The 24,992-nt window shown below is 63.9% G+C and carries 25 protein-coding genes, 1 tRNA gene and 3 pseudogenes; 7 read left to right on the top strand and 22 right to left on the bottom strand.

From position 1 onward, the window contains the following. Nucleotides 1-56: 56 nt before the first annotated feature. Entirely contained in the window at nucleotides 57-824 is a 768-nt protein-coding gene (locus QM789_RS16955; protein WP_420353007.1) for a ComF family protein, read from the bottom strand. On the opposite strand from QM789_RS16955, the gene QM789_RS16950 reads away from it, so the two are divergent. Both QM789_RS16950 and hemH read left to right on the top strand, forming a co-directional pair. Further along, nucleotides 823-1,656, top strand: a complete 834-nt coding sequence (locus tag QM789_RS16950) for a methyltransferase domain-containing protein (RefSeq protein WP_420353006.1) — start codon at nucleotides 823-825, stop codon at nucleotides 1,654-1,656. The genes QM789_RS16955 and QM789_RS16950 overlap by 2 nt on opposite strands. Nucleotides 1,657-1,713: 57 nt before the next feature. After that, complete coding sequence (gene hemH / locus QM789_RS16945) at nucleotides 1,714-2,730, top strand: ferrochelatase (protein WP_420353005.1); 1,017 nt, start codon at nucleotides 1,714-1,716, stop codon at nucleotides 2,728-2,730. Between the two features lies 1 nt (nucleotide 2,731). On the opposite strand, the gene QM789_RS16940 is transcribed toward hemH, so the two are convergent. Next, entirely contained in the window at nucleotides 2,732-2,959 is a 228-nt protein-coding gene (locus tag QM789_RS16940; protein ID WP_420353004.1) for a DUF6324 family protein, read from the bottom strand. Nucleotides 2,960-3,072: 113 nt separating this feature from the next. Here QM789_RS16940 and QM789_RS16935 point away from each other — a divergent pair. Next, nucleotides 3,073-3,149, top strand: a tRNA-His gene (locus tag QM789_RS16935). Between the two features lie 960 nt (nucleotides 3,150-4,109). On the opposite strand, the gene QM789_RS16930 is transcribed toward QM789_RS16935, so the two are convergent. After that, nucleotides 4,110-4,436, bottom strand: coding sequence for a hypothetical protein (locus tag QM789_RS16930; RefSeq protein ID WP_420353003.1), 327 nt, complete (start codon nucleotides 4,434-4,436; stop codon nucleotides 4,110-4,112). A 99-nt stretch (nucleotides 4,437-4,535) separates the two neighbouring features. Here QM789_RS16930 and QM789_RS16925 point away from each other — a divergent pair. Beyond that, nucleotides 4,536-5,341: pseudogene (locus QM789_RS16925) on the top strand (IS5 family transposase). A gap of 107 nt (nucleotides 5,342-5,448) precedes the next feature. On the opposite strand, the gene QM789_RS16920 reads toward QM789_RS16925, so the two are convergent. The 18 genes and pseudogenes from QM789_RS16920 to folK all read right to left on the bottom strand — a co-directional run bounded on the left by QM789_RS16920 (nucleotide 5,449) and on the right by folK (nucleotide 19,857). Further along, on the bottom strand, nucleotides 5,449-6,546 hold the full coding sequence (locus QM789_RS16920; protein ID WP_420353002.1) for a flagellar basal body P-ring protein FlgI: 1,098 nt from the start codon (nucleotides 6,544-6,546) through the stop codon (nucleotides 5,449-5,451). Further along, a complete protein-coding gene (locus tag QM789_RS16915; RefSeq protein ID WP_420353001.1) occupies nucleotides 6,546-7,106 on the bottom strand; it encodes a flagellin in 561 nt (186 codons plus the stop codon). Before QM789_RS16915 ends, QM789_RS16920 begins: the two co-directional genes overlap by 1 nt. Continuing rightward, on the bottom strand, nucleotides 7,036-7,560 hold the full coding sequence (locus QM789_RS16910; RefSeq protein WP_420353000.1) for a hypothetical protein: 525 nt from the start codon (nucleotides 7,558-7,560) through the stop codon (nucleotides 7,036-7,038). Before QM789_RS16910 ends, QM789_RS16915 begins: the two co-directional genes overlap by 71 nt. 1 nt (nucleotide 7,561) lies before the next feature. After that, nucleotides 7,562-7,657, bottom strand: a complete 96-nt coding sequence (locus QM789_RS16905) for a flagellar basal body rod C-terminal domain-containing protein (RefSeq protein ID WP_420353334.1) — start codon at nucleotides 7,655-7,657, stop codon at nucleotides 7,562-7,564. 133 nt (nucleotides 7,658-7,790) lie between these two features. After that, nucleotides 7,791-9,005: a flagellar hook-associated protein FlgK gene (flgK, locus tag QM789_RS16900; RefSeq protein ID WP_420352999.1), complete on the bottom strand. Its 1,215-nt coding sequence runs from the start codon at nucleotides 9,003-9,005 to the stop codon at nucleotides 7,791-7,793. 29 nt (nucleotides 9,006-9,034) lie between these two features. Next, nucleotides 9,035-10,312, bottom strand: coding sequence for a flagellar hook protein FlgE (locus QM789_RS16895; RefSeq protein ID WP_420352998.1), 1,278 nt, complete (start codon nucleotides 10,310-10,312; stop codon nucleotides 9,035-9,037). A gap of 98 nt (nucleotides 10,313-10,410) precedes the next feature. Further along, on the bottom strand, nucleotides 10,411-11,247 hold the full coding sequence (locus tag QM789_RS16890) for a flagellar motor protein MotB (protein ID WP_420352997.1): 837 nt from the start codon (nucleotides 11,245-11,247) through the stop codon (nucleotides 10,411-10,413). A gap of 66 nt (nucleotides 11,248-11,313) precedes the next feature. Continuing rightward, nucleotides 11,314-12,039, bottom strand: a complete 726-nt coding sequence (gene recO / locus QM789_RS16885) for a DNA repair protein RecO (RefSeq protein WP_420352996.1) — start codon at nucleotides 12,037-12,039, stop codon at nucleotides 11,314-11,316. Between the two features lie 36 nt (nucleotides 12,040-12,075). Continuing rightward, nucleotides 12,076-12,408: a DUF1491 family protein gene (locus QM789_RS16880; RefSeq protein WP_420352995.1), complete on the bottom strand. Its 333-nt coding sequence runs from the start codon at nucleotides 12,406-12,408 to the stop codon at nucleotides 12,076-12,078. Beyond that, nucleotides 12,408-13,319 carry a GTPase Era gene (gene era, locus QM789_RS16875; RefSeq protein WP_420352994.1) on the bottom strand — a complete coding sequence of 304 codons (912 nt, stop codon included), beginning with the start codon at nucleotides 13,317-13,319 and terminating at the stop codon, nucleotides 12,408-12,410. Before era ends, QM789_RS16880 begins: the two co-directional genes overlap by 1 nt. Next, nucleotides 13,315-14,002, bottom strand: a pseudogene (gene rnc / locus QM789_RS16870) (ribonuclease III); the annotation flags it as partial. The pseudogene rnc and the gene era, both read right to left, overlap by 5 nt. Continuing rightward, complete coding sequence (gene lepB, locus QM789_RS16865; RefSeq protein WP_420352993.1) at nucleotides 13,999-14,814, bottom strand: signal peptidase I; 816 nt, start codon at nucleotides 14,812-14,814, stop codon at nucleotides 13,999-14,001. The gene lepB and the pseudogene rnc, both read right to left, overlap by 4 nt. A 52-nt stretch (nucleotides 14,815-14,866) precedes the next feature. Then, a complete protein-coding gene (acpS, locus tag QM789_RS16860; protein WP_420352992.1) occupies nucleotides 14,867-15,268 on the bottom strand; it encodes a holo-ACP synthase in 402 nt (133 codons plus the stop codon). After that, complete coding sequence (locus QM789_RS16855; RefSeq protein WP_420352991.1) at nucleotides 15,265-16,005, bottom strand: pyridoxine 5'-phosphate synthase; 741 nt, start codon at nucleotides 16,003-16,005, stop codon at nucleotides 15,265-15,267. The genes acpS and QM789_RS16855 overlap by 4 nt, the downstream gene beginning before the upstream one ends. A gap of 33 nt (nucleotides 16,006-16,038) precedes the next feature. Beyond that, nucleotides 16,039-16,677, bottom strand: a complete 639-nt coding sequence (locus tag QM789_RS16850; RefSeq protein WP_420352990.1) for a DUF2062 domain-containing protein — start codon at nucleotides 16,675-16,677, stop codon at nucleotides 16,039-16,041. Nucleotides 16,678-16,705: 28 nt separating this feature from the next. Further along, nucleotides 16,706-18,826 carry a RelA/SpoT family protein gene (locus QM789_RS16845; protein WP_420352989.1) on the bottom strand — a complete coding sequence of 707 codons (2,121 nt, stop codon included), beginning with the start codon at nucleotides 18,824-18,826 and terminating at the stop codon, nucleotides 16,706-16,708. Nucleotides 18,827-18,848: 22 nt separating this feature from the next. Further along, nucleotides 18,849-19,202, bottom strand: a complete 354-nt coding sequence (gene rpoZ / locus QM789_RS16840; protein WP_420352988.1) for a DNA-directed RNA polymerase subunit omega — start codon at nucleotides 19,200-19,202, stop codon at nucleotides 18,849-18,851. A gap of 70 nt (nucleotides 19,203-19,272) precedes the next feature. Continuing rightward, nucleotides 19,273-19,857, bottom strand: coding sequence for a 2-amino-4-hydroxy-6-hydroxymethyldihydropteridine diphosphokinase (gene folK, locus QM789_RS16835; RefSeq protein WP_420352987.1), 585 nt, complete (start codon nucleotides 19,855-19,857; stop codon nucleotides 19,273-19,275). 158 nt (nucleotides 19,858-20,015) lie between these two features. Here folK and QM789_RS16830 point away from each other — a divergent pair, with 158 nt between their 5' ends. The 3 genes and pseudogenes from QM789_RS16830 to rnr all read left to right on the top strand — a co-directional run bounded on the left by QM789_RS16830 (nucleotide 20,016) and on the right by rnr (nucleotide 24,125). Further along, entirely contained in the window at nucleotides 20,016-20,582 is a 567-nt protein-coding gene (locus tag QM789_RS16830) for an NYN domain-containing protein (RefSeq protein WP_420352986.1), read from the top strand. Between the two features lie 104 nt (nucleotides 20,583-20,686). Then, nucleotides 20,687-21,830, top strand: a pseudogene (gene dapE / locus QM789_RS16825) (succinyl-diaminopimelate desuccinylase). A gap of 45 nt (nucleotides 21,831-21,875) precedes the next feature. Further along, a complete protein-coding gene (gene rnr / locus QM789_RS16820; RefSeq protein WP_420352985.1) occupies nucleotides 21,876-24,125 on the top strand; it encodes a ribonuclease R in 2,250 nt (749 codons plus the stop codon). On the opposite strand, the gene QM789_RS16815 is transcribed toward rnr, so the two are convergent. After that, a complete protein-coding gene (locus QM789_RS16815; RefSeq protein WP_420352984.1) occupies nucleotides 24,122-24,898 on the bottom strand; it encodes a uracil-DNA glycosylase in 777 nt (258 codons plus the stop codon). The genes rnr and QM789_RS16815 overlap by 4 nt on opposite strands. Nucleotides 24,899-24,992: the final 94 nt, after the last annotated feature.

The following is a 24,992-nucleotide window of genomic DNA, read 5'->3' as shown; positions in this document are numbered from 1 at the left end:
TCATCCGACTATAGGGATTTAGGGCCGCGGCGCGACCTGCGCCAGTGTTTTGACGGTCAGACGTCGCGTGACACCCGGGCGAGCGCGGCCACATGGACATGGCTGGCCCCGGCCGCCAGTGCGGCCTCGGTCGCGGCGGCGAGCGTGGCGCCCGAGGTGAGCACGTCATCGACGATCAGCACCGGGCGGCCGAGGATCTCGGGAACCCGGCGCGGGTTCACCCGCAGCGCGCCGGAGAGGTTGGCGAAACGTTCCTCCCGGTCCTTGCCCTCCTGGCTCGGGGTGGCGCGGATGCGCTCGAACAGGTCGGGGATATGGGGGATCCGCGCGCTCCGCCCGATCTGCCGCGCGAGCAGGGCGGATTGGTTGTAGCGCCGTTTCAGCAGCCGCAGCCGGTGCAGCGGCACCGGGGCGACGACCATGCCTTCCTCGATGATCGGCGCCACCGCGCGGGCGAGCCACTCCCCCAGGGGCCGCGCCAGATCGAGCCGGTCGCCATGCTTGAATGCCAGCACCAGTTTCCGCCCGGTCCCGGCATAGCGGATCGCGGCGCGGCCGCGCTTCCACGGGCGGGGCGTGTGCAGGCATTCGTCGCAGATCGCGCTGTCGTCCTCGCCGGGCAGGGGGGCGCCGCAGCAGTCGCAGGCGAGGCCGGTGATGAAGCCGGTTTCGCGCCAGCACTCGCCGCACAGGCCGAAATCCGTGCCGACCGGCGCGCCGCAGCCGATGCAGCGCGGCGGGAACAGCACATGCAGCGTCTGCGTCGCGACGAGGTTCAGCACTTCTGGCGCCCGCCGCCAAAGCGCCCTATCTTCGCCGATCATGAGCACGCCCCCGAAACTGACCGATACCGAAGCACTGGCCCGCCACCGCGCCCGCGCCGCCCGCAACCCCGCGCTGTTCCTGCATGAGGACGCCGCGGATGAGCTTCAGGAAAGGCTGCTTGAGGTTAACAGAACGTTTACGAAACCGGCCCTGGTGACGAATTTTCCCGATCCCTTCGCCGCCGTGCTGCCCGGCGCGAAGGTGGTGGCGGATTCCGAGGTGCTGGATCTGGAACCCGGCGCGCATGATCTGGTGGTGCATGCGATGTGCCTGCACTGGGCGAACGATCCGGTGGGGCAGATCGTGCAGGGCGCGCGGGCACTGGCGCCCGACGGGCTGTTCGTCGCGGTGCTGTTCGGCGGGCAGACCCTCTCCGAGCTGCGCGCCGCGCTGGCGGAGGCGGAAATCGCCGCGACCGGGGGGCTTAGCCCGCGTGTGCTGCCGATGGGGGAAATCCGCGATCTGGGCGCGTTGCTCGCGCGGGCGGGGCTGGCGCTGCCGGTGGCCGATGCGGTGCGGCGCAAGGTGACCTATGCCGATCCGCTGCGGCTGATGGCGGATCTGCGCGCGATGGGCGAGGCCAATGCGCTCGACACCCGGCTACGGCGGTTCACCCGGCGGGGCGTGATCCTCGATGCCGCGCGCCGCTATGCCGAGGGCTTCGCCGAGCCCGATGGCCGGATCCGGGCGACCTTCGACATGGTATGGCTGACCGGCTGGAAACCGCATCCGAGCCAGCAGAAGCCGCTCAAACCCGGCAGCGCCGCGCATCGGCTGGCCGATGCCCTGCATACGGTCGAAACCCCGGCGGGCGAAAAGCCGGGCAGATGACGCATTGACCGGCGGCGCAAAAGCGTTACCTCGGGGGCAGTCAGAACAGGATCCGCCATGACCGAACGCCCAGACCAGCCCGCGCCGAAGATCGGTCTCCTTTTTGCCAATCTAGGCACGCCCGACGGCACCGATTACTGGTCGATGCGGCGCTATCTGAACGAATTCCTGTCCGACAAGCGGGTGATCGACTATCCGTCCTGGAAATGGCAGCCGATCCTGCAACTGATGGTGCTGACGAAGCGGCCGTTCACCTCCGGCGCGAATTACCGCTCGATCTGGAACACCGAGCGGAACGAAAGCCCGATGATGACCATCACCCGGGCGCAGGTCGCGGCGCTGGCCGAGGCGGCGGCCCGGCAGTGGGGCGACAGGGTGATGGTCGATTTCTGCATGCGCTACGGCAACCCCTCGACCTTCGATGTGGTGGACCGGATGGCGGCGGCGGGCTGCGAACGGATCCTGTTCGTGCCGCTTTATCCGCAATATGCGGGCGCGACGACGGGCACCGCGAACGATCAGTTCTTCCGCGCGCTGATGCGGCTGAAACGGCAGCCGGCGGCGCGCACGGCGCCGGAATATTACGCGCGGGTGTCCTATATCGACGCGCTGGCGCAATCGGTCGAGCGGGTCTATGCGGGGCTGGAACGGCGGCCCGATGTGCTGGTCGCCTCCTATCACGGCATGCCGCAGCGCTATGAGCGCGAGGGCGACCCCTACCATGGCCAGTGCCGGGAAACGACGCGGCTGCTGCGCGAACGGCTGGGCTGGGCCGAAGGGGCGATCGACACCACCTTCCAGTCGGTCTTTGGGCCGGAGGAATGGCTGCGGCCCTATACCGTCGAACATGTCGCCGAACTGGCGAAGGCCGGGAAGACCAATATCGCCGTTATGTCCCCCGCCTTTTCCGCCGATTGCATCGAGACGCTGGAAGAGATCAACGGCGAGATCCGCGAAGCCTTCCTGCATGCGGGCGGCGAGAGCTTTACCTATATCCCCTGCCTGAACGACGATCCGGCGCATATCGCCGCGCTGATGGATCTGGTCGGAGAGAATCTGGCGGGCTGGGTCTGAGCTATTTCTTCGGGCGCTTGGGCTTTTGCGCCCGGGCGCCGCGGTCGGCAATCTCGCGCGCGGCTTCGGCGGCGGCCATCAGCTCCTCGGCAATGTCCTCGGCCTCTTCCGGCTCGAAATCGAACGGCAGTTCAAATCCGTCGCCCGTGACGTAGATCCGCACCATCCCGATCGAGGTCGGCCCGATCTGGAGATCGCCGGTGACGTCGCTTTCCTTGTCGATGCTCATGCCTGCCTCCGGATGTGAGAGGGCTGGGTAACCCGAAGCGCCCCCTGAGGCAACGGGATTCGCGCGTTTCACCCTTGCATTCCCGCCGTCATACCGCTAAATGCCCCCTTAGTGCCGCCTTAGCTCAGCTGGTTAGAGCACCAGATTGTGGATCTGGGGGTCTCCCGTTCGAACCGGGAAGGCGGTACCATTCATCGTTTCTTTGGTTCTTGATCTGCCGCTCGGGGAGCAGCGGCGTGCAACAGCCGTTTCCGCTGTGGTCAACGCAGAATCGTGGCCCTCGATGGCCCTGGGCTGGACCGGATAATGCCGGTTGCAGGGACAGGGGGTTACCAGGTTAGGGTAGTCCTCGAACCGGATGGGGCTGATGCCCGGGTTTGGAATGCCGTCTGCGCAGGTGGTCGAAACCCTCTATGTCGTTGAGCACATCGACAACGGGCTCCATCGCGGGTTCGATAAACCTTGCGGGCCTGGCGTTCTGGCTTCAGCGCGGAATTGTCCCACATGTTGCCTGTCTGGCCCAGGCAACGCTCTGTCAAGCGGATCGGCTGCGACATGACCTGCCACGGGATTTTTCCTCCTGCGTCGATTAGAGCGTTTTACCGTCAATCGGCCTGCTATCCTTCGGCCTTGAAGTCGTTCCGGTATTCGTCGGGATCGACGATGTGCCAGACTTGGCCGTCGGCTGCCGATAGGTGATCGCAGGTTCGCTTTCCTGCTCAGCGACTTCCGTTCTGAGAACGCCATTTCCGTGGGTTCAGCGGCTGTATGGCGGCAGGAAGACGACGCTGCGGCATCGGGGTTCCTGTGGCTGGACAGGGGGCCGAGAATGATCACATCGCCGGGACGCAGGATCGGCGCAAACCGGGTTACGATATAACTAGCAACATCTCGGCGTGCATCGCTCCGTCGATGACCCAAGGGGTATCGGTCATGGCGCAGGGCCGCGACAAAGGTCTGGGGCCAGTGGCCGGACGGCGCGCGATCGACAAGGCGTTGGCCGCAGGGCGCCCAACGGATGGGCTTGGCTAGGTGGGTCTTGACGGATGTTTTGTCTATAAATATTAATCTTTCCAATGGTATTGCCATGCAAGGCTGACGTTCCGCGATCCCGATGCGCCGTGGATCGGCCACATCCTTGTGCTTCCGCTCAAGCGCTTGCAGGTCTTTTGTGCATCAGCCCGAGGCCGCGCAGGACGGTGCTGTCATAGGTCTCGGAGAACTCTGCTGCCAACTCATCAAGCGTGATTCCGCTCGTCACATCGACCAGCCCGCCGCCGTTGCCTTGGCGCGGCGCCAGCGATCCGGTTTCACGCCGCAACCTGACCAGACCGTTGACGAATTTCGGTGAAACACGGAAGTGACGCGCTGCGATGCCCTCGTCAACAGACGCAACGACCCGCGTCCGAAGCTCCGTCGGATGCGGCCTGACCATCTCGCCCCCCATAGCTGCCTCAACAGCCGGGAGGCACAGCATGACAAATTCCGGAACCCTCTAGCGGATGGCTCGGTCATGTTAAAAATAAGGATTTCCCTGCGCGGTCGGCTGTGTTTCAAGGCCATCCCTATGTGGGATGTGACCTTGGCATGCAACCTGATGTCCGGCGACGAATGGGCATTCCTTGGGGGCTTCATCCGAGCCGTCCGGCATTCGAACGGGCGCAAGCCTGCGGACCATCGACTCGTTCTGTGGCATTTCTGGGTCGCGCGGAGCAGTGCACCCTGGCGGGACCTGCCAGAGGAGTTTGGCAGGTGGTCCTCCGTCCTCCGTCCGCCGGCAGTTCCGGCGCGGGGCGCTCGCCGGGCTGTGGGGGGACACCTGGATGCTTTGAACCACGCTGGTGTTGCGCCCGACAAGCTCCAGGTGATCGACAACCCCGTGATCAGGGCCCACCCTCATGCGGCCGGCGCAGTTTGAGGCAAAGAAACGCCCGGTGGGCGCTTCGACCCGATAACGGGGATTCCGAAAGAGGCTCTTGGCCATTCAAGAGGTGGGTTCTCGACCAGGATCCATCTCCGCGTCAACGGCGCGGACCTCCCGATGAGGACCGAGAACACGCCCGGACAGGATTCCGACTACACGGGCCATGACCTGGTGATGGCCGGAAACCTGCCGTGTTGGTCGCCGGCAGGGGCTACGCCGCTGCTGAAATTCGAGAAGACATCGAGAGCCGTAATGCACTGCCCATGATCCCGATGCAAAAGAACCGCAAGGTGATCGACATGACGATCTATACGCCGCGCAACATGGTCGAACGGTGCTTCAACAAACTCAAGAACAGTCGCCGCCTGGCAGCCCGCTATGACAAAACCTCAGACAGTTTCCTTGGCTTCATCGACATCGCCTGCAGTAGGCTATGGCTTCGAAATTGGTCAAAATGACCTAGGCGAAGTTTCTAGGATCTGTATCCTGCCAAGGAATGCCACAGATCGGGTGTTCCGAGTAATTCCCGCAGCCCGAAAGGTTTCCATAATTGTGGAGAATAGATTTAATTTACAATAAATTCAGCATGCAGGGCCCCTGCGGAGTTTATTGACTTTAAGATGTCAATCATATCGCGTGGGCTAACGCCGAGCGCGTTAAGTCCAGCCACCACATCCGATAATGAACTTGTTTCCGCTACTTCTGCCATTTTCAGCCCAGGTTCGTTTTCCAAAGATACCCCAGTCCTTGGAACAACAACTGTATCTCCTCTCGAAAATGGATTTGGCTGAACGGCCATCGGTTGCTCTTGAACTCTCAACGTTAGATTTCCTTGACTTACAGCCACCCTCGAAATCCGCACATCTTCTCCCATCACGATAGTGCCGGAGCGTTGATCGACAACGACGCGGGCACGCTGTTCGGGCTCAACATCCAGATTTTCTATCCGGCCAAGAGCATGCGCGGTTGATGCGATATTTGCTGTGGCTAGATCTAACGTTACGGTTCCTGAATCATTCATCGTTGCGATACGAGCGCCAAATTCACGATTGATTGCTTTTTCAATGCGGCCCGCCGTTGTGAAGTCCGGATTCTTGAGTGCCAAGCGAACCGTGCGTAAGCTGCTAAGATCGAACGCCACTTCACGTTCGACTCTGGCGCCGGCCGGAATTGATCCTGATGTTGGCACGCCCTGAACAATAGACGCAGCTTGGCCCTGAACAGAAACGCCTCCGGAAAGAATTGTGCCTTGAGCTACGGCATAAATCTCACCGTCCGCAGCATTTAACGGCGTCATGACAAGTGTGCCGCCCAGTAGGCTTTTTGCATCACCAATTGCTGAGACGGTGACGTCAATTTGGCTTCCTGCACGTGAAAATGGCGGAAGGGTCGCTGTAACGAATACTGCGGCAACATTCTTGGGGCGTAACTGCTCACCCGATACGTTTACGCCCAGCCGCTCCAAGACGTTGGACATTATTTCTTCAGTGAAAGGGGTATTCCTAAGGCCATCACCTGTTCCGTTTAGCCCAACGACCAAACCATAGCCAACTAGATCGTTGCCGCGAACGCCATCAAAATCAACAAGATCTTTGATGCGGATCGCAGCAGCTGATGTGAGGGATGGGAAAATTATTAATATTAGTATCCAGAGAATACGCATCAGATGTAATCCGTCAAAGACAGGTCTGAAAGACGTGCTGTCAGCGTATATAGGGTCTTCATTTGAGATTCGACAGCTTTGAGTGCAGTAGCCGTCTCATATTCGTCGACGTTGACCAATTCTGCTCTGGCCAATCCAAGTGCCGTCTCTTCGTTCTTGTTTGCTGTTTGTGCGTTAGAGATTTTCGCTTCGGTGACACCTACGCTCGCCCTGAGATGAGACAGGTCATCGTCAGACGCGAGAAGCTGTGTGCCGGCAGTTTTGACCAGAGATTGCCGTAAGGCTGGATCGGTTGGCACTAGATCGCGTGCGATCAGAGCCGTGATAGCAAATCCTTTCAGCGTGTTTCGCAACGCGTCATCTGCGGCAGTAGCGGGCAGGGTTACTTGTTCGTCATCCGAGACGATCAAACCGGAGAGATGCTCGATGCTGCCCGAGTATGCAGTATCAAGAAATCCGCCGGAGCCCTTTCCTGCAGAAAACCATACATCAACAGCCGAAACAATATCTTCGGCAGTCGTCTTTCCACTTACGACAGCGGAAAGCTCCGACAGGATCATGTCGCCAGATCCGACAGGCTGCGTCGTCGCCGCTATTCCTGAAAAGAGATAACGACCGGAGGTTTTTGTATTGAGAAGAGAGATGATAGAATTCGAAGTTCTGCGACGCGGTTTCGGTCGCAGTATCAATGGATGCGGAGGCGATGTTCGATGATGCTGTCAGTAGGGCACTGCTGGAGCTTCTAACCTTATTTTGTATTGCTTCAAGGACCGCTTGCGTGGATGAAGTAAAAATAGAGGCCAGATTCGAACTTTGCGAGTAGCTTTTGAGGCGTGTCAGAGATGAATCAATTGACGTCAGTGCACGAAAGTCACCGTTCACCGCTTTGCCAAGGTCGCTCTTGATGCCTGTCGTCGTTTCCTCAGTCAGGGTTGTCATCATTTTCTTGATTTGTGTGCTATGGCGACGCAGTTGGTAGGTTTGAGCCATGTCACCGACGGACAGATAATTCATCTCACAACTCCAGAATCTCTTGAAGCATTTGATCTATGGCGGAGATAACTTTGGCATTCGCGGTGTAGGCCGTCTTGACCTGTAGAAGTATCTCCATCTCCCGGTCAGTATCGACGCCTTGCGCCAAGAATTGCTGCGAAGCTGTTTCCTGTCTGGCTGCGGCGTAGCTCTCCGTAGCTTCCGCGCTTTGTCGGGCCGTAGACGCGATGGACAGAAGTTGAGCGGCAAAATCACCTGCTCCAGCAGGCGTGGAGCCGTAGCGTCCTGTCACAGCTACGATATCGGCATTCAATGCATTTTTGTAGGCATTGAGAAGGGTTGCGTTCCCTGCCGTTCCCTCTGTTGCTGCTCCAATTCCGTCGCGCAGCCGCCACGCGTGGCCACCCGTATTCGGATCTACGGCCGCATTGATACGTATGCGTCCAGCGAGTTCCCACCTCTTTTGCCGGATCTGACACCTTCCCATTGTCAGTGAAAAGGCCTGCGTCACCTGCCGCCACGCTCTGATCGACGGCAGATCCCTCGAAACGCTCAATCAGATTGCGAGCCAGAGCATCGACATCTGCCTGTGCCGTCGGTGCCAGCTCGTCGCGAATCGCAAAGGTTGCCCCAAGCGTTCCGCCACCCATCATATCGTTGTCTTGGGTCGATACCATTAGGCCGTTCACCGTCAGCCCGGACAGAGCGCCTGATTGCAGCGTCATGTCAGGAGTAATCGTGCCGACAGCCGAAAAGCCGACTTTGGCCGCAGTGCGGTCAAGTAATGCCAGGCCTCCCGTGGTATAAATGGCGACTTGATTGCCATCGCGCGAGACAGTTTGCACTGGCACGATCGTGGCGATTTCGTCGATCAGGATCTGCCGTTGATCCTGTAATGCGTTGGCATCGCCCCCTGTCGAAATCGTACGCGTTATCGACTTGTTCAGGTCTCCGACGCGAGACAATGCCTCGTTCAATTGGTCAACTTGCGACGCAATCGACTGATCTGCATCCTGTCGCGTCTTTTGCAGGTCGTCAGAAATGGCGTTCAACTTCTCGCTGACGGATTTCGCCGCCGAGACGGCGGAATTCAATGCAATGGTATTTTCCGGCGAAGCCGACGCAGTGATCAACGCGGCATCGAAACCTGAAAGCGCGTAACCCAGCGATCCGGCCTTGTCCGCTGTTCCGATCATTTTTTCCAGTCGCGAATGGAATTCGGTTCGCGTGGAAGCATTGGCGGCCGCGGCTTCGGCAAGCCGGTTCTCCTTTACGAGGGCTTCGCTCACCTGCCGCGCGACGCCATTGACGCGAACGCCACCGAATGGCGACGACGACAGGGAAACCTCGCGTCTTGCATAGCCATCGGTCAGGGCATTCGCGGTATTGGACGATACCGTTTCGGCCCTGCGCGATGCCGCGGACAGGCCGGAGACTGCGTTGTTCAGCGCGTTCGTGATACTCATTCAGGCAGCCTCCTTGTGCGGCGATTGTCTCAGCGCTTGATATTCGTCGTTTCCTGAAGCATCTCGTCGACGGTCTGAATGACCTTCGCGTTCGAAGAATAGGCGCGCTGCGTCTGGATCAGGTTGGTCAGTTCTTCGGCGACATCCACGGTCGAGCCTTCCCGGGCATTGCCCTGGACGGTGCCGGTGGGGCCGTCACCCGCGTTCCAGAGATAGAACGAACCGGATTTGGCAGAAATCTTGAAGGTTTGGCTGTCCAGAGACGTCAGGCCGTTCGGGTTGGCCATATCGACAAGTGGGATCTGATATAGGGTCTTTACGAAGCCAGTGTCATAGGTGGCCTGTAGGTAGCCGTTCTCGTCGATTGCCAGGCCACTGAGGTTCCCCACCGGCGAACCATTCTTGGCGATTCCCTTTGGATCGTAATTACTCGACAGTTGGCGCATCGGGGTCTGAGATCCGGGTTTGCCGATGTTGATCGTCAGCGGGCTCTGCGCGTCTCCGCCGAGGTTGAAGGTCAGGTTCCCGGTGCCTGCGTCGTAGCCGCCCCCGCTGGCCGATGCGAGGTTACCGCCGCTGCCACGTGTCGAATCGAAAGTCAGGTTGCAGGTCGCGGTTGTCCCGGAGGGATCCGTGATCGTCATTTGCCAGGCATTCGGGGTCGTCGCCGACGGAACGTAATTGATCGTCAGATTCTGCCGGGCGCCCAGGTTGTCGTAATACTCCACGGTGGTGGTGTAGCCGCCGGGTTTAGGATCCTCCGCAGGCAATGTAACGCCAAGCGTGATGGCCGTTGTCGGATCGGCCGCCGTCTGGTTGGCGTTGATCACCACCGGCTGCAATCCACCAACCGAGTCGCGAATCTGTGTGGATTCCTCGATCTTGCCGTCGGCATTGGCGGGCCAGCCCAGCAGCACGAGCCCCGATTTCGTTCGCAGAACACCATTCTTGTCGGTCTCGAACGAACCCGTCGTGGTCATCAGCAGATCGTCATTGTCATTGGCCATCGAGGTGCTGGTGGTCACCGGCAGGAAGCCGCGGCCGTTGACGGCAATGTCCGTTGCGTTGGACGTGGGCACGAGCGGACCGTTTTCGCTGATCATTCGCCCCGTCTTCGCGATCACGCCTCCGGCCGAATAGGTTCCGGAGCTGCGGTTCTGGTTCAGCACCATGCTCTCGAATTCGGTCGTGGCCTTCTTGTAGCCGTATGTGCTCGAATTCGCGATGTTGTCGGAGATGGTGGCAAGACGGGTCGAATTCGCCGCGAGCCCGGCCACACCGGCACTGAGCGAAGAGGAGATGGACATATGAGCGCCTTTCTGCTGCTGGTGTCCCGATGTACAGAGCATGGGACAGGTGTTGTTAAAATCAGCCTAACGACGGCAGGACAGGTTCCGCCGCGGGCTCAGCGATCCCGCCGCAGCAGGATCACCTCGATACGATTGTTGCGAACGGACATCGGCGCCTGCGCGGCGGGTTTGCGATCCGCATATCCGGTCACCCGCTGCACCCGCTTTCGGTCGAATCCCTCTGATTCCAGGAGTTCGCGTACCTTTTGCGCGCGTTTGGCCGACAGATCCCAGACCGGATCGACCCGCAGCACCTCGGGGTAGGAGCGCACATATCCATTGATCGCAACCTGGTTGTCGACAATGGCGAAGACCCGAATCACCATCTTGGCGATCTCTTCCATCACCGGCTCGGGATCGGCGGAATCCGGGGCGAACAGCGGCTCATCCTTCAGATCGAAGAATTCGACGATCAATCCCTCATCGGTGACGCGGGTCACGATGCGCCGCGCAAGGCGGTCGCTGGCCATTGATTCGCCCCCGAATCCGCTCAGCGTGCGGTCGATTTCATTCGCGACGGCGCGCAACTCCTCCCCGGTCTGCGCGCCATCCTCCGCACCGCTGGACTGGTGCTTCGGGGACGCGTTCCGGAAAACGGCTCCGGTGCCGGTCTGGGACAACTTGTCCTCCGAGAACATCGAATCGCCGCCAAAGGCACCATCGCCGCCACCCGAGATCCGGTTTATCGGAATGGTCGGGTTGAAATAATCGGCAATGCCTTTGCGTTGCTTTTCCGTGGTCGCGTTCAGCAGCCACATCAGCAGGAAAAAGGCCATCATGGCTGTCACGAAGTCCGCATAGGCCACCTTCCACGCGCCGCCGTGGTGACCGCCGCCCTCGATAACGGTCTTGCGCTTGATGATCACCGGCGCCGCATTGTCGTTCTTTGCCATCCGTCCACCCGCTGTCTGGGCCCGTTGTCTCTCATCGGGATATAGCGGCAGGGGCTTAATGTCGGTTTAAGGCGAACCCTCCCGCGCGATGGCGTCGATCAGGCGGTTGCGCGCCTCGGGCAGACGGCGATGATGGTCCCGGGCGAAGGCCGCCAGGAAATGGCCCGTCAGGCGCAGCCCCGCCACGATGTCATCCCAGCTCGCCGGCCCCTGTCCCAGCAGGCACACCGGTAGCGGCAGCAGCCGGGGCGCCCAGTCGCCCGCGCCCGCGCGGCTGACGGCGCGGCCGGTGCGGGGGGAGACATAGGCCAGATCGTCGCGCGTCCCGGTGACGGCGCAGCGGCTCAGGTCCAGCCCGTAGCCGAGTTCGTCGAGCAGCGAGACCTCCCAATGCAGATAGTCGAGCGGCCAGCCCTCCACCGCCTGCCCGATCACGTCGAACAGCGGCTCCGTCGCGGCATAAAGGCCGGGCTGCGGCGCGCGCTCGGGCAGGGCAAACCCCACCATCGCGCAGACCGCGTTCAGCCCGAGCAGCGCCATCCGGTCCGCCATCGCCCCCGCGCGCGAGGCGAGCGGCTCGACGGTAAAACTGCCCAGATGGTCCTCCAGCCGCGCGCGCCAGCGCAGCGCCACATGGCTGCCCGGTTGCAGCATCGCCGCCATCCGGCGCGACACGCCGCCCCGCACCACGCCCGCCTGCCGCCCATGCCGCGCCGTGAAGGCATCGACGATCACCGAGGTTTCGCCATGGGGTCGGGTGGAGAGGATCGTGCCTTCGTCTTGCCAGTCCATCGCCATCCTCCCCGGCCAGACCCGGAGCCGGAATGCTCACGACAGCCCCGGTTCGTCCAGCAGCGTCCGCCCGCTGCGCGATTCGATCTCCACCACCCAGAGGTCGGGATCAAACCCGCGCTGCCTGCGGATCGAAGCGTCGATCTCGGCCTCCGGCCCGTCATGCAGCACACGCCAGAGCCGCGTGCCCGTGGTCAGGTCATAGCCATGTTCCCACAGCGCGGCCCGCCCGTCGAGCGTCGCGCATTTCACCATCACCGCACCCGAGGTCGCATCGCCATGCGCGGTGACATAGGCCGGGATATGCGCCAGTTCCAGCCGTTTCAGATAGGCCCGCACCCACAGATCGGTGGCAAGCCGGGCCTGCATCAGTCGCCGTCCTTGAAGTCGAGCCCCATTTCCGAATAGCGCTCGGCTTCCTCAAGCCAGTTCGGCCGCACCTTCACCTGTAGGAACAGATGCACCGGACGGCCCAGGAATTCCGCCATCTCGGCACGGGCGGCGGTGGAGATCGCCTTGATCGTCTCGCCGCCCTTGCCCAGAACGATGCCCTTGTGGCCCTCGCGCATCACATAGATCAGCTGGTCGATCCGGGTGGAGCCGTCCTTGCGGTCCTCCCATTTCTCGGTCTCCACCGTCAGTTGATAGGGCAGTTCCTCATGCAGACGCAGGGTCAGCTTCTCGCGCGTGATTTCCGCCGCGATCTGGCGCATCGGCAGGTCGGCGATCTGATCCTCGGGGTAATACCACGGGCCCACCGGCAGTTCGCCCGCCAGCCAGTCGCGCAGATCCGCGACGCCATAGCCCTTTTCGGCGGAAATCATGAAGGTCTTGACGAAAGGATAGGCCTCGTTCGCCTCATGCGCCAGCGCGAGCAGACGTTCCGCGGGCAGCTTGTCGATCTTGTTGATCGCCAGCGCGACGGGCTGCGTGCCCTCCCGCGCCTTCAGCGCCGCGATGATCGCCTTCGCCCCCTCGGTCAGGCCGCGGTGCGCCTCGATCAGCAGCACGACGATATCGGCATCCGAAGCCCCGCCCCAGGCCGCCGTGACCATCGCGCGGTCCAGCCGGCGCCGGGGCCGGAAGATGCCCGGCGTGTCGACGAAGACGATCTGCGTCCGGTCCGCCATGCAGACGCCCCGGATCCGCGCCCGCGTGGTTTGTACCTTATGCGTGACGATCGAGACCTTCGCCCCCACCATCGCATTCAGCAGCGTCGATTTCCCGGCATTCGGCTCGCCGATCAGGGCGACGAATCCGGCGCGTGTGGTCTCGGTCATGGCGTGCCCTCCAGGCGTTTCAGCAGCGCTGCGGCGGCGGATTGCTCGGCCTGGCGCTTGGCCCCGGCCTTGGCGCGTTCGCTCTCGCCCGAGGCGAGCCGCACCTCGATGGTGAAGACGGGTGCATGGTCCGGCCCCTCACGCGCGATCGTCTCATAGCCGGGCGGCGGCAGGCCACGGCCCTGTGCCCATTCCTGCAACGCGGTCTTCGCATCGCGGGCGTCTTCCTCGACCTGATCTATCCGCGCGCCCCAGAGCCGCAGCACCAGCCCGCGCGCCACCTCGAACCCGGCGTCCAGATAGACGGCGGCGATCACCGCCTCCATCGCATCGCCGAGCAGTGCCTCCTTGCGGCGCCCGCCCGACATCATTTCCGACCGGCCGAGCTTCAGCACCGCGCCCAGATCGATCTGCCGCGCGACATCGGCGCAGGTCTCCTTGCGCACCAGCGCGTTGAACCGCGGCGCCAACTGGCCTTCGGAGGCGGCCCGGTCGGCCTTGAACAGCGCCTCTGCCATCGACAGGCCCAGAACCCGGTCGCCCAGAAATTCCAGCCGCTGGTTGTCGGGCCGTGTCGCCGAGCCGATCGAACTGTGGGTCAGCGCGCGCAGCAGCAGTTCGGGCTTCTCGAACCGATGTCCGAGCCGGGTCATGAAGGCGTCTATGTCGGCGCCGACCTTCACTGGATCGCCTTGAAGAAGCGGTCCGCCCGCCAGGTCCAGAAGTAGAACAGCGACTTGCCCGCCGAGGAGAAGATCACCCGATCCGCCCGCCCGACCAGCATTTCCTTCGGCACGAAGCCAAGGCCCCCCGCCGCCGCCGGGAAGCGGCTGTCCTCGGAATTGTCGCGGTTGTCGCCCATGAAGAAATATTCGCCTTCGGGCACGGTGAAGACGGGCGTGTTGTCCACCACCCAAGCATCGGTGATGTTCAGCGTCGAATGGGTCACCGGCGGATCATTGGGCGTGTTGCCGGGCAGGGTTTCAAGCTGGCGTTGCTTGATGCAGGTGCCGCCGAGGCCCACCGGATCGTTCGTGCAGCGCGGCATCAGGCCCTGCGAGCCCTGCGGCTCCTTGATCTCCTCGAAGGTGCCGCCATCGGCGATCTTGATCGGCGTGCCGTTGATGTTCAGCACGCCGTTGACCATCTGGATCCGGTCGCCCGGCAGGCCGATCAGCCGCTTGATGAAATCGACATTCTTCGTCGGATGGCGGAACACCACCACGTCGCCGCGCTGCGGCTCCGACCCGAACAGCCGCCCCTCGATCGGGCAGGGGCTGAACGTGGACGAGGAGAACGGGCAGGAATAGCGCGAATAGCCATAGGCCATCTTGTTGACGAACAGGAAGTCGCCGATCAGCAACGTGTCCTTCATCGACCCCGACGGGATCCAGAACGGCTGGAAGAACAGCGTGCGGAACACGCCCGCGATCAGCAGCGCCCAGAAGATGGTCTTGAACGTCTCGACGATGCCGCTTTCGGATTTTTGGGCCATGATCCGCCTTTTCATAGAATTCTGCCTTCCTTGGCGCGGGGGGACGCACAAGTCAAGGAATCGGACGCGCCTCGATCACCACGAAGGCCTGTGCCCAGGGGTGATCGTCGGTCAATGTGACGTGAACGACCGCCTCGTGCCCCGCGGGCGTCATCTGCCGCAGCCGTTCCGCCGCCCAGCCGGAGAGCGCCATGACCGGCTGTCCGGTGGGCAGATTCGTCACCCCCATGTCCTTCCACGAAATCCCCATCCTGAGCCCGGTGCCGAGCGCCTTGGAACAGGCCTCCTTCGCAGCCCAGCGTTTCGCATAGGTGCCGGCCTTGTCCGCGCGCCGCTCCGCCTTGGCGATTTCCGTGTCGGTGAAGACCCGGGTGCGGAAGCGGTCGCCGAACCGGTCGAGCGTTTCCGCGATCCGCTCGATGTTGCACAGGTCGCTGCCGATGCCGAGGATCATCGTGCCGTATCCATCAGCGCGCGCATCTGGATGATCGCGTCCTTCAGCCCGAGGAATACCGCTTCCGCGATCAGGAAATGGCCGATGTTCAACTCGCGGATTTCCGGGATCGCGGCGACCGGGGCAACGGTCTCAAAGGTCAGCCCATGGCCCGCATGGACCTCCAGCCCGAGCGAGCGGGCATAGGCCGCGCCCGCGCGCAGGGCATCCAGCTCCAGGTCGCGTTCGGCAAAGCGGCCTTCATAATGCAGGTCGCAATAGCGCCCGGTATGCAGTTCCACCACCTGCGCACCCACTGCGGCCGAAGCCTCGATCTGCGCCGGGTCGTGGCCGATGAACATCGACACGCGGATCCCGGCCTGTGCCAGCGCGCCCACATAATCGGTCAGCCGCGCGGCATCGGTTGCCACGTCCAGCCCGCCCTCGGTGGTCACCTCCTCGCGCCGCTCCGGCACCAGGCAGCAGGCATGGGGCCGGGTGGCCAGCGCGATCCGGGCCATTTCATCCGTCGGCGCCATCTCGAAATTCAGCGGGATTCTCAGCCCGGCCTTCAGCTCCGCCATGTCGGCATCGCGGATATGGCGGCGGTCTTCGCGCAGATGGGCGGTGATGCCCTGCGCTCCGGCGGCTTCGGCCAGCTTCGCCGCGCGCAGCGGCGAAGGATAGGCCGTGCCGCGCGCGTTGCGCAGCGTGGCAACGTGGTCGATATTCACACCAAGACGGATGGGATGGGGCATTCTCGGTCTCCGGTCGAAGGCACGGAACGGGGGTCAGGACGCGGCAATCCGGGCCCGCGCCGCATCGAGCCGCGCCCGCAGCCGGGCACGACGCCGGTTTTGATAGGCCGAGATCAGCGGCAGGGCAAGACCGTAGCCCAGCAGCCCGCACACCGTGCCCACCGCGAGCCCGCCCACCAGATAGGGCAGGAACAGCCCCTCGAAGAACCGTTCCAGCCCGGCCCAATGCGGCGTGTCCCCGGTGAACAGCGCCATCAGGTTGTGGCCAAGGTCGCCAAAGGCGCCGGAGAAGGTGGCGCTCAGCCCCTCGACCTGCGCCGGCGCATAGCGGCTGCCCAGGAGCCAGTGCCCGAGCCGGATCGAACTCAGCGCGATCAGCGGAAAGGTCAGCGGATTGCCGACGAAGGTCGCCAGCAGCGCCGCGACGAGATTGCCGCGCAGCACCCAGGCCAGCCCCGCCGCCAGCAGGAAATGCGCCCCGAACAGCGGCGTGAACGACACCAGGATCCCCACGAAGATCCCCCGCGCGATCCGCTCCGGCCGGTCCGGCAGGCGGTTCAGCCGCAGCCGCAGATAGGACAGCGCGCGCGACCAGCCACCGCGGGGCCACAGGGCCTCGCGCAGGGCCACCGGAAGGGGCCGTCTATCGCGCCGCTTGAATACCACAACCATCCTTCCGCCCGGCGGCGAAGGGATCGCCTCAGGGCTTGCGTGAAATATCCCGCCATCTCTCGACCTGCGCAACATCGCTCTCGGCTTCAAGGGCCGTCAACAATGTGTGAAGGTGCTCCACATCCCTTAGCTCGACTTCGACAACAATCGAATAAAAGTCGGGCTTCCGATCCATGAAATGCAGGTCGGAGATATTCGCCTTCTGATGCCCGATCAGGGTGCAGATATGGCCCAGAACCCCGGCGTCGTTCGAGATCGTCACCTTGAGCGAGGCGGTATAGACCGGTGGATGCTCCCCCGGCTGCCAGTGCAGATCGACCCAGCGTTCGGGCTGATCCTCGAATTCCTCCAGCGCGGGGCAGTCGATCGCATGGACCACCACGCCCTTGCCGCGATAGGTGATGCCGACGATCCGCTCGCCCGGCAGTGGCTGACAACAATCCGCGCGGCGGAAACTCTGGTCGGCCTCAAGGCCCAGCACCGCCTGTTCGGGCTTGATCGTCACCAGACCGGGCTTCTTCGCCAGTTCCGGATAAAGCACCGCCACCATGTCGCGCGCCGTCAGTTCCGCAGAGCCCAGCCGCGCCAGCAGTTCCGTCTCGTCCGGCAGGCCCATCGTCTTCGCCGCGGTGCGCAGCGCCTTGTCCGAGACCTTGCGCCCGACATGTTCGAATGCCACCCGCGCCAGTTCCGCCCCCAGCTTGACGAAGCGCGAGCGGTCCTCCTCGCGCAGGGATTTGCGGATCGCGGCCTTCGCCCGCCCGGTCTGCACGATGTCGAGCCAGGTCGCCTGCGGGCGCTGCCCGGCGGCGGTGATGATCTCGACCGACTGGCCGTTCTTCAGCCGGGTCCAGAGCGGCACGCGGATCCCGTCGACCTTGGCGCCGACGCAGCTGTTGCCGATCCGGGTGTGGATCGCATAGCCGTAGTCGATCGGCGTCGCACCCTTCGGCAGCTTGATCACGTCGCCCTTCGGCGTGAAGCAGAAGACCTGATCGGAATACATTTCGAGCTTCACGTTTTCGAGAAACTCGTCGTGGTCGCCCTCCGCGAACCGTTCGGTCAGCGAGGCGAGCCATTTCGCCGGATCCACCGCAAAGGGGTTCTCCGCCGGTTCGCCGTCCTTGTAGGACCAATGCGCGGCCACGCCCGCCTCGGCCACCTCGTTCATCTGCCGGGTGCGGATCTGGATCTCCACCCGTTTGCCGTCGCGCCCGGTGACGGTGGTGTGGATCGAGCGGTAGCCGTTGGTCTTCGGCTGGCTGATGTAATCCTTGAACCGCCCCGGCACCGCGCGCCAGCGGCCATGGACGAGGCCCAGCACGGTATAGCATTCCTCGACCGTGCCGGTGATGATGCGGAAGCCGTAGATGTCCGACAGGCGGGAGAAGGCGAGCTGCTTCTCCTCCATCTTGCGCCAGATCGAATAGGGGCGTTTCGCGCGGCCGAACACATCGGCGTCGATACCGGCCTTTTCCAGCAGGGTGCGGATGTCGGCAGTGATCTTCGAGATCACATCCCCCGATTCCTTTTGCAGCGACACGAAGCGGCGGATGATCGAGGTCCGCGCCTCGGGGTTGAGAACCTTGAAGGACAGATCCTCCAGTTCCTCGCGCATCCACTGCATGCCCATCCGCCCGGCCAGCGGCGCGAAGATCTCCATCGTCTCGCGCGCCTTCTGCACCTGCTTTTCCGCGCGCATCGACTTGATCGTGCGCATGTTGTGCAGCCGGTCGGCGAGCTTGACCAGAAGCACCCGCAGGTCCTTCGACATCGCCATCAGCAGCTTGCGGAAGTTCTCGGCCTGTTTCGAGGCGGTCGAGGCCAGTTGCAGGTTGGTCAGCTTGGTGACGCCATCGACCAGTTCGGCCACGTCATGGCCAAACAGTCCCTCGACCTCGGAATAGGTCGAGCGGGTGTCTTCGATCGTGTCGTGCAACAGCGCGGTGACGATGGTCGCATCGTCCAGACGCTGCTCCGTCAGGATCGCCGCCACCGCCACGGGATGGGTGAAATAGCTCTCGCCCGATTGCCGGAACTGCCCCTCGTGCATCTTCATGCCGTAGGCATAGGCCCGGCGGATCAGGTCGGCATCCGTATGCGGATTGTAATTGCGGACCAGCGCGATCAGGTCTTCGACGTCGATCATCAGCGGTGGCCCCGCGCGCTTCTCAATCGCGGCCCTGCGCGTCCATGAGCGCGCGCAGCATACGCTCCTCGTCCATGTCGTCGGCCTTCGGACGATCCACATCCCCGGACATCAGCAGGGCCATCGAATCTTCTTCGGGTTCATCGACCTCGATCTGCGTCTGGTTCGATTCGATCAGCCGCTCGCGCAGGTCATCGGTCAACTGGGTTTCCTCGGCGATTTCGCGCAGCGCGACGACGGGGTTCTTGTCGTTGTCGCGGTCCACGGTGATCGCGCCGCCGGCGGCGATCTCGCGCGCCCGGTGCGCGGCCAGCATCACCAGCTCGAAGCGGTTCGGAACCTTGTCAACGCAATCTTCAACCGTCACGCGGGCCATCGGCATCTCCAGTCAGACATGGGAGGTGTGAGCCGCCTGTGTATTCCCTGCGGCGCCCCTTGACAAGCGCTCAATCTTCGCTGAACGGCGCGTCAAGCGGCACCAGCGCCCGTTTTTCGGCCTCCGGCAGCATGTCGGCCAGTTCGGCGACAGTCTGCCCCAGCACGGGATGACGCCAGCCGGGCGCGATCTCGGCCAGGGGAATCAGCACGAAACCGCGCTCGTGCATCCGCGGATGCGGCACAATGGGCTGCTGCGGCGCCTCTTGCAACTGGCGTTCCGGCGGCAGCGCGGCCCAGTGCCGCCAGCCCTCCGGTCCGGGCAGCACCTCCTGCCCGAAGGCGATCAGGTCTAGGTCGATCCCGCGCGCCTGCCAGCGCCCGCTGCGCACCCGGCCGAAGTCACCCTCGACCCGGTGCAGCGCGTCCAGGACCGCGCCCGCCGCCATCCCCGGAGCGGCGATCCGGGCGCAGGCGTTCACATAGTCCGGACCCGACCCGGCGGGGAAGGCCGGGGAGCGGTAAAACCGGCTCGCGGCCAGGACGGAAAGCCCTTCGGCGGAAAGTCGCTCAAGGGCGGCGGCAATCGTCCGGGCCGGAAAACCGAACGAAGACGGGAGGTTTGCCCCCAGAGCAATCAGGATTATGTTACCCATAACATGCCTGCGATGAATTCAGTCCACTTCACACTATACTCTTATCCGCCCCGACGGATTAATGGGCAGCGTGACGTATTAGGCAATTGATGTCGGCGTCACAACCACTCACGAACCGCTCTTGATCCCGGCCGCAAGGCCGGTGAAAGGAACACCCTATGTTTTACAAGGACGAACGGCTTGCGCTGTTCATCGACGGATCGAACCTCTATGCGGCTGCGAAGGCGCTCGGGTTCGATATCGACTACAAACTTCTCAGACAGGAATTCGAGCGCCGCGGCAAGCTGGTGCGGGCCTTCTACTACACGGCCCTGTTGGAGAACGACGAATATTCCCCGATCCGGCCGCTGGTCGACTGGCTGCATTACAACGGCTATGCGATGGTGACGAAGCCCGCGAAGGAATACACCGATGCGATGGGCCGCCGGAAGGTGAAGGGCAACATGGACATCGAGCTTGCGGTGGATGCGATGGAACTCGCGCCGCGGCTGGATCATGCGGTGCTGTTCTCGGGCGATGGCGACTTCCGCCCGCTGGTCGAGGCGCTGCAACGCGCGGGCGTGCGCGTTTCGGTGGTGTCGACGATCCGGTCGCAGCCGCCGATGATCGCGGATGAGCTGCGCCGTCAGGCCGACAATTTCATCGAACTCGACGCTTTGCGCGACGTGATCGGCCGTCCGCCCCGCGAAACCCGCGAAGTGGAACACGGCAAGGTCGAGGCCTGAGCCGCAGGGGCATGGGCCGGGGAAATTTCCGCCCCGGCCCTCGCCGCCGCCATGGATTTCGGGGAAAGATGCGTCTAAGCCTTGCGCAAACGCAGGAGCTTTCGATGACGCTCGACCCCGTGGACCTTTCCGCCCGCCTGATCCGCTGCCCCTCCGTCACGCCCGAGGAGGGCGGCGCGCTTGCCCTTCTGGCGGCGGAACTCTCCGCTGTGGGGTTCGCCTGCACGCGGGTGGACCGCAACGGCGTGCCTAACCTCTTCGCCCGCTGGGGCGCGAAGGGGGCGAAGACCTTCGGTTTCAACGGTCATACCGATGTAGTGCCGGTGGGCGATCCGGCGGACTGGAGCCACGACCCCTTCGGCGGCGAGATCGCGGAGGGTATCCTGTGGGGGCGCGGCGCGACCGACATGAAGACGGGCGTCGCGGCCTTTGTCGCGGCGGCGGTGGATTTCGTGCGCGAGACCCCGCCCGAGGGTGCGATCATCCTGACCCTGACCGGCGACGAGGAGGGCCCGGGCCGCGACGGCACCCGCGCGCTGCTCGACTGGATGGCGCAGGAGGGGGAGGCGATGTCGGTCTGCCTCGTCGGTGAACCCACCAGCCAGCAAACCCTGGGCGACATGATGAAGATCGGGCGGCGTGGCTCGGTCACGCTCTACATCGCGGCGCAGGGTGTGCAGGGCCATGCCGCCTATCCGCACCGGGCGAAGAACCCGCTCCATGCGCTGATCGGCCTGTTGTCGCGGATGACGGATGAGCCGCTCGACACCGGCACCGCGCATTTCGACGCGACGACCCTTCAGGTCACCACGATCGACTGCGGCAATCCGGCGAACAACGTGATCCCGGCGCGGGCCACGGCCACGGTGAACATCCGCTTCAACGATGCCCATGACGGCGCCGGGCTGATCCGCTGGGCGCAGGGTCTGGCCGATGCCGTCACGGCGGAGACGGGCGTCACCTTCACCCTGCGCGGCGAGATTTCGGGCGAGAAGCTTCCTGACCCCGCCCGGCGCCTTCGTCGATCTGGTCGCGCGCGCGGTGCAGGCGGAAACCGGGGTGGCGCCGGAACTCTCCACCTCGGGCGGCACTTCGGACGCGCGCTTCGTCAAGGACCATTGCCCGGTGCTGGAATTCGGGCTGTGCGGCAAGACGATGCACAAGGTCGATGAACAGGTCGAGGTGGCGCAGATCATCCGGCTGAAGGCGATTTACGCCCGGATCCTGCGGGACTATTTCGCCGGGTGATCCGGCCCGCTAGGAAAGCCCGCGCGGGCGTGGTAGGCAGGGGCCATGAACCAGATCCCCACCAAGGAACAGATCCTCGCCTGGCTCGCCGATCATCCCGGCGCCGGGGCGAAACGTGACATCGCCAAGGCCTTCGGCATCAAGGGCGCGGCGAAGATCGAGCTGAAGCGCCTCCTGCGGGAGATGGCCGAGGATGGCCTGGTGGAGAAGCGCCGCCGCAGCTTCCGCGATGCGACGAAGCTGCCACCGGTCTCCGTGCTGCGGGTGACGGGGCCGGACGGGTCGGGCGACCTCTGGGCACAGGCGCTGGAATGGGAGGGCGAGGGTGAAGGCCCGTCGATCCTGATCGTGCCGAAGAAGGGCGATCCGGCGCTTGGCGAAGGCGACCGGATCCTGGCGCGGATGACCGAGGTCGGCACCGGTTACGAGGCGCGGCTGATCCGGGTGATCGGCCAGTCGGCGCAAAAGATCGTCGGCATCTTCCGCAAGACGGCGGAGGGCGGGCGCATCCTGCCGATCGACAAGGGCGACAGCAAGGAATGGCTGATCCCGCCGGGCGCCACGCTCGACGCGCGCGATGGCGAATTGGTCGAGGCCGAGCAGCAGGGCCCGAAGGGGCGGCTTGGCCTGCCCCGCGCGCGGGTGGTGGAGCGGCTGGGCGATCCGACGGCACCGCGCGCGGTCTCGTTGATCGCGATCCATCAGCACGGCATCCCCGACGATTTCCCCGATACGGTGATGACCGAAGCCGATGCCGCGCGGCCCGCGCCGTTCGACCATCGCGAAGACCTGACCGCTCTGCCCTTCGTCACCATCGACCCGGGTGATGCGCGCGACCATGACGACGCCTGTCTGGTGATCCCGGATGACGATCCGGCGAACGAGGGCGGGTTCCTGCTCTGGGTCGCCATTGCCGATGTGGCGCATTACGTCACGCCCGGCTCCGCGCTGGACCGGGAGGCGCGCAAGCGTGGCAATTCCACCTATTTCCCGGATCGCGTGGTGCCGATGCTGCCCGACCGGCTGTCGGGCGACCTGTGTTCGCTGCACGAAGGCGTCAGCCGCCCGGTGATCGCGGTGCGGATGAAGATCGGCTCGGCGGGCAACAAGATCGGCCATCGGTTCACGCGCGGCATGATCCGGTCGGTCGCGTCGCTGGAATATGGTCAGGTGCAGGCGGCGCAGGATGGCCGGCCGGACGCGCAATGCGAACCGCTCATGGCGGAGGTGATCGCGCCGCTTTACGCCTGTTACGATGCGCTGACCCGGGCGCGGGCGGCGCGGCAGCCGCTGGACCTCGACCTGCCGGAGCGGCAGATCGTGATCGGCGAGGATGGCAAGGTCGCCTCCGTCCGGTTCAAGGAGCGGCTGGATGCCCACCGGCTGATCGAGGAATTCATGGTGCTCGCCAATGTGGCGGCGGCGGAGGAGCTGGAACGGCTGCGCCGCCCGCTGCTTTATCGCGTCCACGAAGAGCCGAGCCCCGACAAGATCGAATCGCTGCGCGAGGTGGCGCAGGCTTCGGGCTTCACGCTTGCCAAGGGGCAGGTGCTCAAGACCGCGCATCTGAACCGGCTTCTGGCGCAGGCGGAGGGGTCGGAGTTCGACGACCTGCTGAACATTTCCACCCTGCGGGCGATGACGCAGGCCTATTACGCGCCGAACAACCTTGGCCATTTCGGGCTGGCGCTGCGGTCCTATGCCCATTTCACCAGCCCGATCCGGCGCTATTCCGACCTGATCGTGCATCGGGCGCTGATTCTTGGCCATCACTGGGGCAAGGACGGGCTCAGCCCGGCGGATATCGAGATGCTGGACGAGACCGCGCAGCATATTTCGGACACCGAACGGCGCAGCATGACGGCGGAGCGCGACACCACGGACCGCTATCTGGCGGCCTATCTGTCGGAGCGGGTCGGGGCGGAATTCGCGGGCCGGATCAGCGGGGTGCAGAAGTTCGGCGCCTTCGTGAAGCTTGATGAAACCGGGGCGGACGGGCTGATTCCGGTGCGTTCGATCGGGCGGGAATTCTTCCATTTCGATCCGGACAACCAACAGCTTGTCGGCGCCGACAGCGGCATGGTGATCGGCATCGGGCAACGGGTGCGGGTGCGTCTGGCGGAGGCGGTGCCGCTGACCGGGGGGCTCGAACTCGAACTGCTGGAGGTCGAGGGCGCCACGATGCCCGCGCCGGGCAAGGGCAAGCGCAAGGGCTTCAAACCCGGGCGGCGGATGGCGGCGCTCAAGGCGCGCGAACGCGGCGTCGCGCGCAAGGTGAAGCGCACCCGCCGCTAGGCCAGCCGGTCCAGCCGCGCGCGCAGCGACAGCAGATCCGCCCAGGCCTCGCGCTTCGCCTGCGGCTGGCGCAGCAGATAGGCGGGGTGGGTCATCGGCAGGGCGGGGCGCCCGAACGCCTCGGCCCATTTGCCGCGCAGCCGCAGGATTCCGCGCTGACCAAGCGCCGCGGTGCAGGCCGCATTCCCCATCAGCACCAGCACATCCGGATCGGCGAGTTCCACATGGCGTTGCAGGAACGGCAGCAGCATCGCGATCTCGGCGGGTTCCGGATCGCGGTTGCCGGGCGGGCGCCAGGGTAAAACGTTGGTGATGTAGAACGCCCGGTCCGGGTCCGGCGTGGTGCGCGACAGGCCGATCGCGGCGAACATCCGGTCGAGCAACTGCCCCGCCCGGCCGACGAAGGGCTTGCCCTGAAGGTCTTCGTCCCGGCCCGGGGCTTCGCCGATGATCATCACCCGCGCCTTTGGATTGCCATCGGCAAAGACGGTGTTGCGCGCGCCCTTCTTCAGCTCGCACAGGTCGAAGGCGGTGACCGCATCGCGCAGATCGTCCAGCGTTTTCGCCGCATTGGCCGCACCGCGCGCCACCGCCACCGGATCCGTCACCTCCGCCACCGGGGCCGGGGCGGCGGGTTTTGGCACGGCCAGATGATCGGGCAGCGCATAGGCATCGACCGGCGCATCGCCCACGGCCGCATCCACGCCCAGCTCGATCAGCCATTCGAGCGCGGCGCGGGCGGCATCTGGGTCAAGATCGGTGTCGGGCGTCATGGCGCAGACCCTATGCCGCGCCGCGCGCCGGGTAAAGCCGCTGGACGCGCGCCCGCCCGTTTGTCATAACGCGCGCGGACAACATCGGGGGCAG

Source organism: Paenirhodobacter sp., from assembly GCF_047600745.1.
Lineage (GTDB): Bacteria > Pseudomonadota > Alphaproteobacteria > Rhodobacterales > Rhodobacteraceae > Rhodobacter.
This window is presented reverse-complemented; position numbering and strand designations above follow the sequence as displayed.

What these genes read in the sequence shown, in the direction of transcription:
- QM789_RS16950 (WP_420353006.1), top strand. Translation starts at nt 823, where the DNA reads ATGAGCACGCCCCCGAAACTGACCGATACCGAAGCACTGGCCCGCCAC.
- QM789_RS16955 (WP_420353007.1), bottom strand. Translation starts at nt 824, where the DNA reads ATGATCGGCGAAGATAGGGCGCTTTGGCGGCGGGCGCCAGAAGTGCTG.
- hemH (WP_420353005.1), top strand. Translation starts at nt 1,714, where the DNA reads ATGACCGAACGCCCAGACCAGCCCGCGCCGAAGATCGGTCTCCTTTTT.
- QM789_RS16940 (WP_420353004.1), bottom strand. Translation starts at nt 2,959, where the DNA reads ATGAGCATCGACAAGGAAAGCGACGTCACCGGCGATCTCCAGATCGGG.
- QM789_RS16930 (WP_420353003.1), bottom strand. Translation starts at nt 4,436, where the DNA reads ATGCTGTGCCTCCCGGCTGTTGAGGCAGCTATGGGGGGCGAGATGGTC.
- QM789_RS16920 (WP_420353002.1), bottom strand. Translation starts at nt 6,546, where the DNA reads ATGCGTATTCTCTGGATACTAATATTAATAATTTTCCCATCCCTCACA.
- QM789_RS16915 (WP_420353001.1), bottom strand. Translation starts at nt 7,106, where the DNA reads ATGATCCTGTCGGAGCTTTCCGCTGTCGTAAGTGGAAAGACGACTGCC.
- QM789_RS16910 (WP_420353000.1), bottom strand. Translation starts at nt 7,560, where the DNA reads ATGAATTATCTGTCCGTCGGTGACATGGCTCAAACCTACCAACTGCGT.
- QM789_RS16905 (WP_420353334.1), bottom strand. Translation starts at nt 7,657, where the DNA reads ATGGAGATACTTCTACAGGTCAAGACGGCCTACACCGCGAATGCCAAA.
- flgK (WP_420352999.1), bottom strand. Translation starts at nt 9,005, where the DNA reads ATGAGTATCACGAACGCGCTGAACAACGCAGTCTCCGGCCTGTCCGCG.
- QM789_RS16895 (WP_420352998.1), bottom strand. Translation starts at nt 10,312, where the DNA reads ATGTCCATCTCCTCTTCGCTCAGTGCCGGTGTGGCCGGGCTCGCGGCG.
- QM789_RS16890 (WP_420352997.1), bottom strand. Translation starts at nt 11,247, where the DNA reads ATGGCAAAGAACGACAATGCGGCGCCGGTGATCATCAAGCGCAAGACC.
- recO (WP_420352996.1), bottom strand. Translation starts at nt 12,039, where the DNA reads ATGGACTGGCAAGACGAAGGCACGATCCTCTCCACCCGACCCCATGGC.
- QM789_RS16880 (WP_420352995.1), bottom strand. Translation starts at nt 12,408, where the DNA reads ATGCAGGCCCGGCTTGCCACCGATCTGTGGGTGCGGGCCTATCTGAAA.
- era (WP_420352994.1), bottom strand. Translation starts at nt 13,319, where the DNA reads ATGACCGAGACCACACGCGCCGGATTCGTCGCCCTGATCGGCGAGCCG.
- lepB (WP_420352993.1), bottom strand. Translation starts at nt 14,814, where the DNA reads ATGGCCCAAAAATCCGAAAGCGGCATCGTCGAGACGTTCAAGACCATC.
- acpS (WP_420352992.1), bottom strand. Translation starts at nt 15,268, where the DNA reads ATGATCCTCGGCATCGGCAGCGACCTGTGCAACATCGAGCGGATCGCG.
- QM789_RS16855 (WP_420352991.1), bottom strand. Translation starts at nt 16,005, where the DNA reads ATGCCCCATCCCATCCGTCTTGGTGTGAATATCGACCACGTTGCCACG.
- QM789_RS16850 (WP_420352990.1), bottom strand. Translation starts at nt 16,677, where the DNA reads ATGGTTGTGGTATTCAAGCGGCGCGATAGACGGCCCCTTCCGGTGGCC.
- QM789_RS16845 (WP_420352989.1), bottom strand. Translation starts at nt 18,826, where the DNA reads ATGATCGACGTCGAAGACCTGATCGCGCTGGTCCGCAATTACAATCCG.
- rpoZ (WP_420352988.1), bottom strand. Translation starts at nt 19,202, where the DNA reads ATGGCCCGCGTGACGGTTGAAGATTGCGTTGACAAGGTTCCGAACCGC.
- folK (WP_420352987.1), bottom strand. Translation starts at nt 19,857, where the DNA reads ATGGGTAACATAATCCTGATTGCTCTGGGGGCAAACCTCCCGTCTTCG.
- QM789_RS16830 (WP_420352986.1), top strand. Translation starts at nt 20,016, where the DNA reads ATGTTTTACAAGGACGAACGGCTTGCGCTGTTCATCGACGGATCGAAC.
- rnr (WP_420352985.1), top strand. Translation starts at nt 21,876, where the DNA reads ATGAACCAGATCCCCACCAAGGAACAGATCCTCGCCTGGCTCGCCGAT.
- QM789_RS16815 (WP_420352984.1), bottom strand. Translation starts at nt 24,898, where the DNA reads ATGACGCCCGACACCGATCTTGACCCAGATGCCGCCCGCGCCGCGCTC.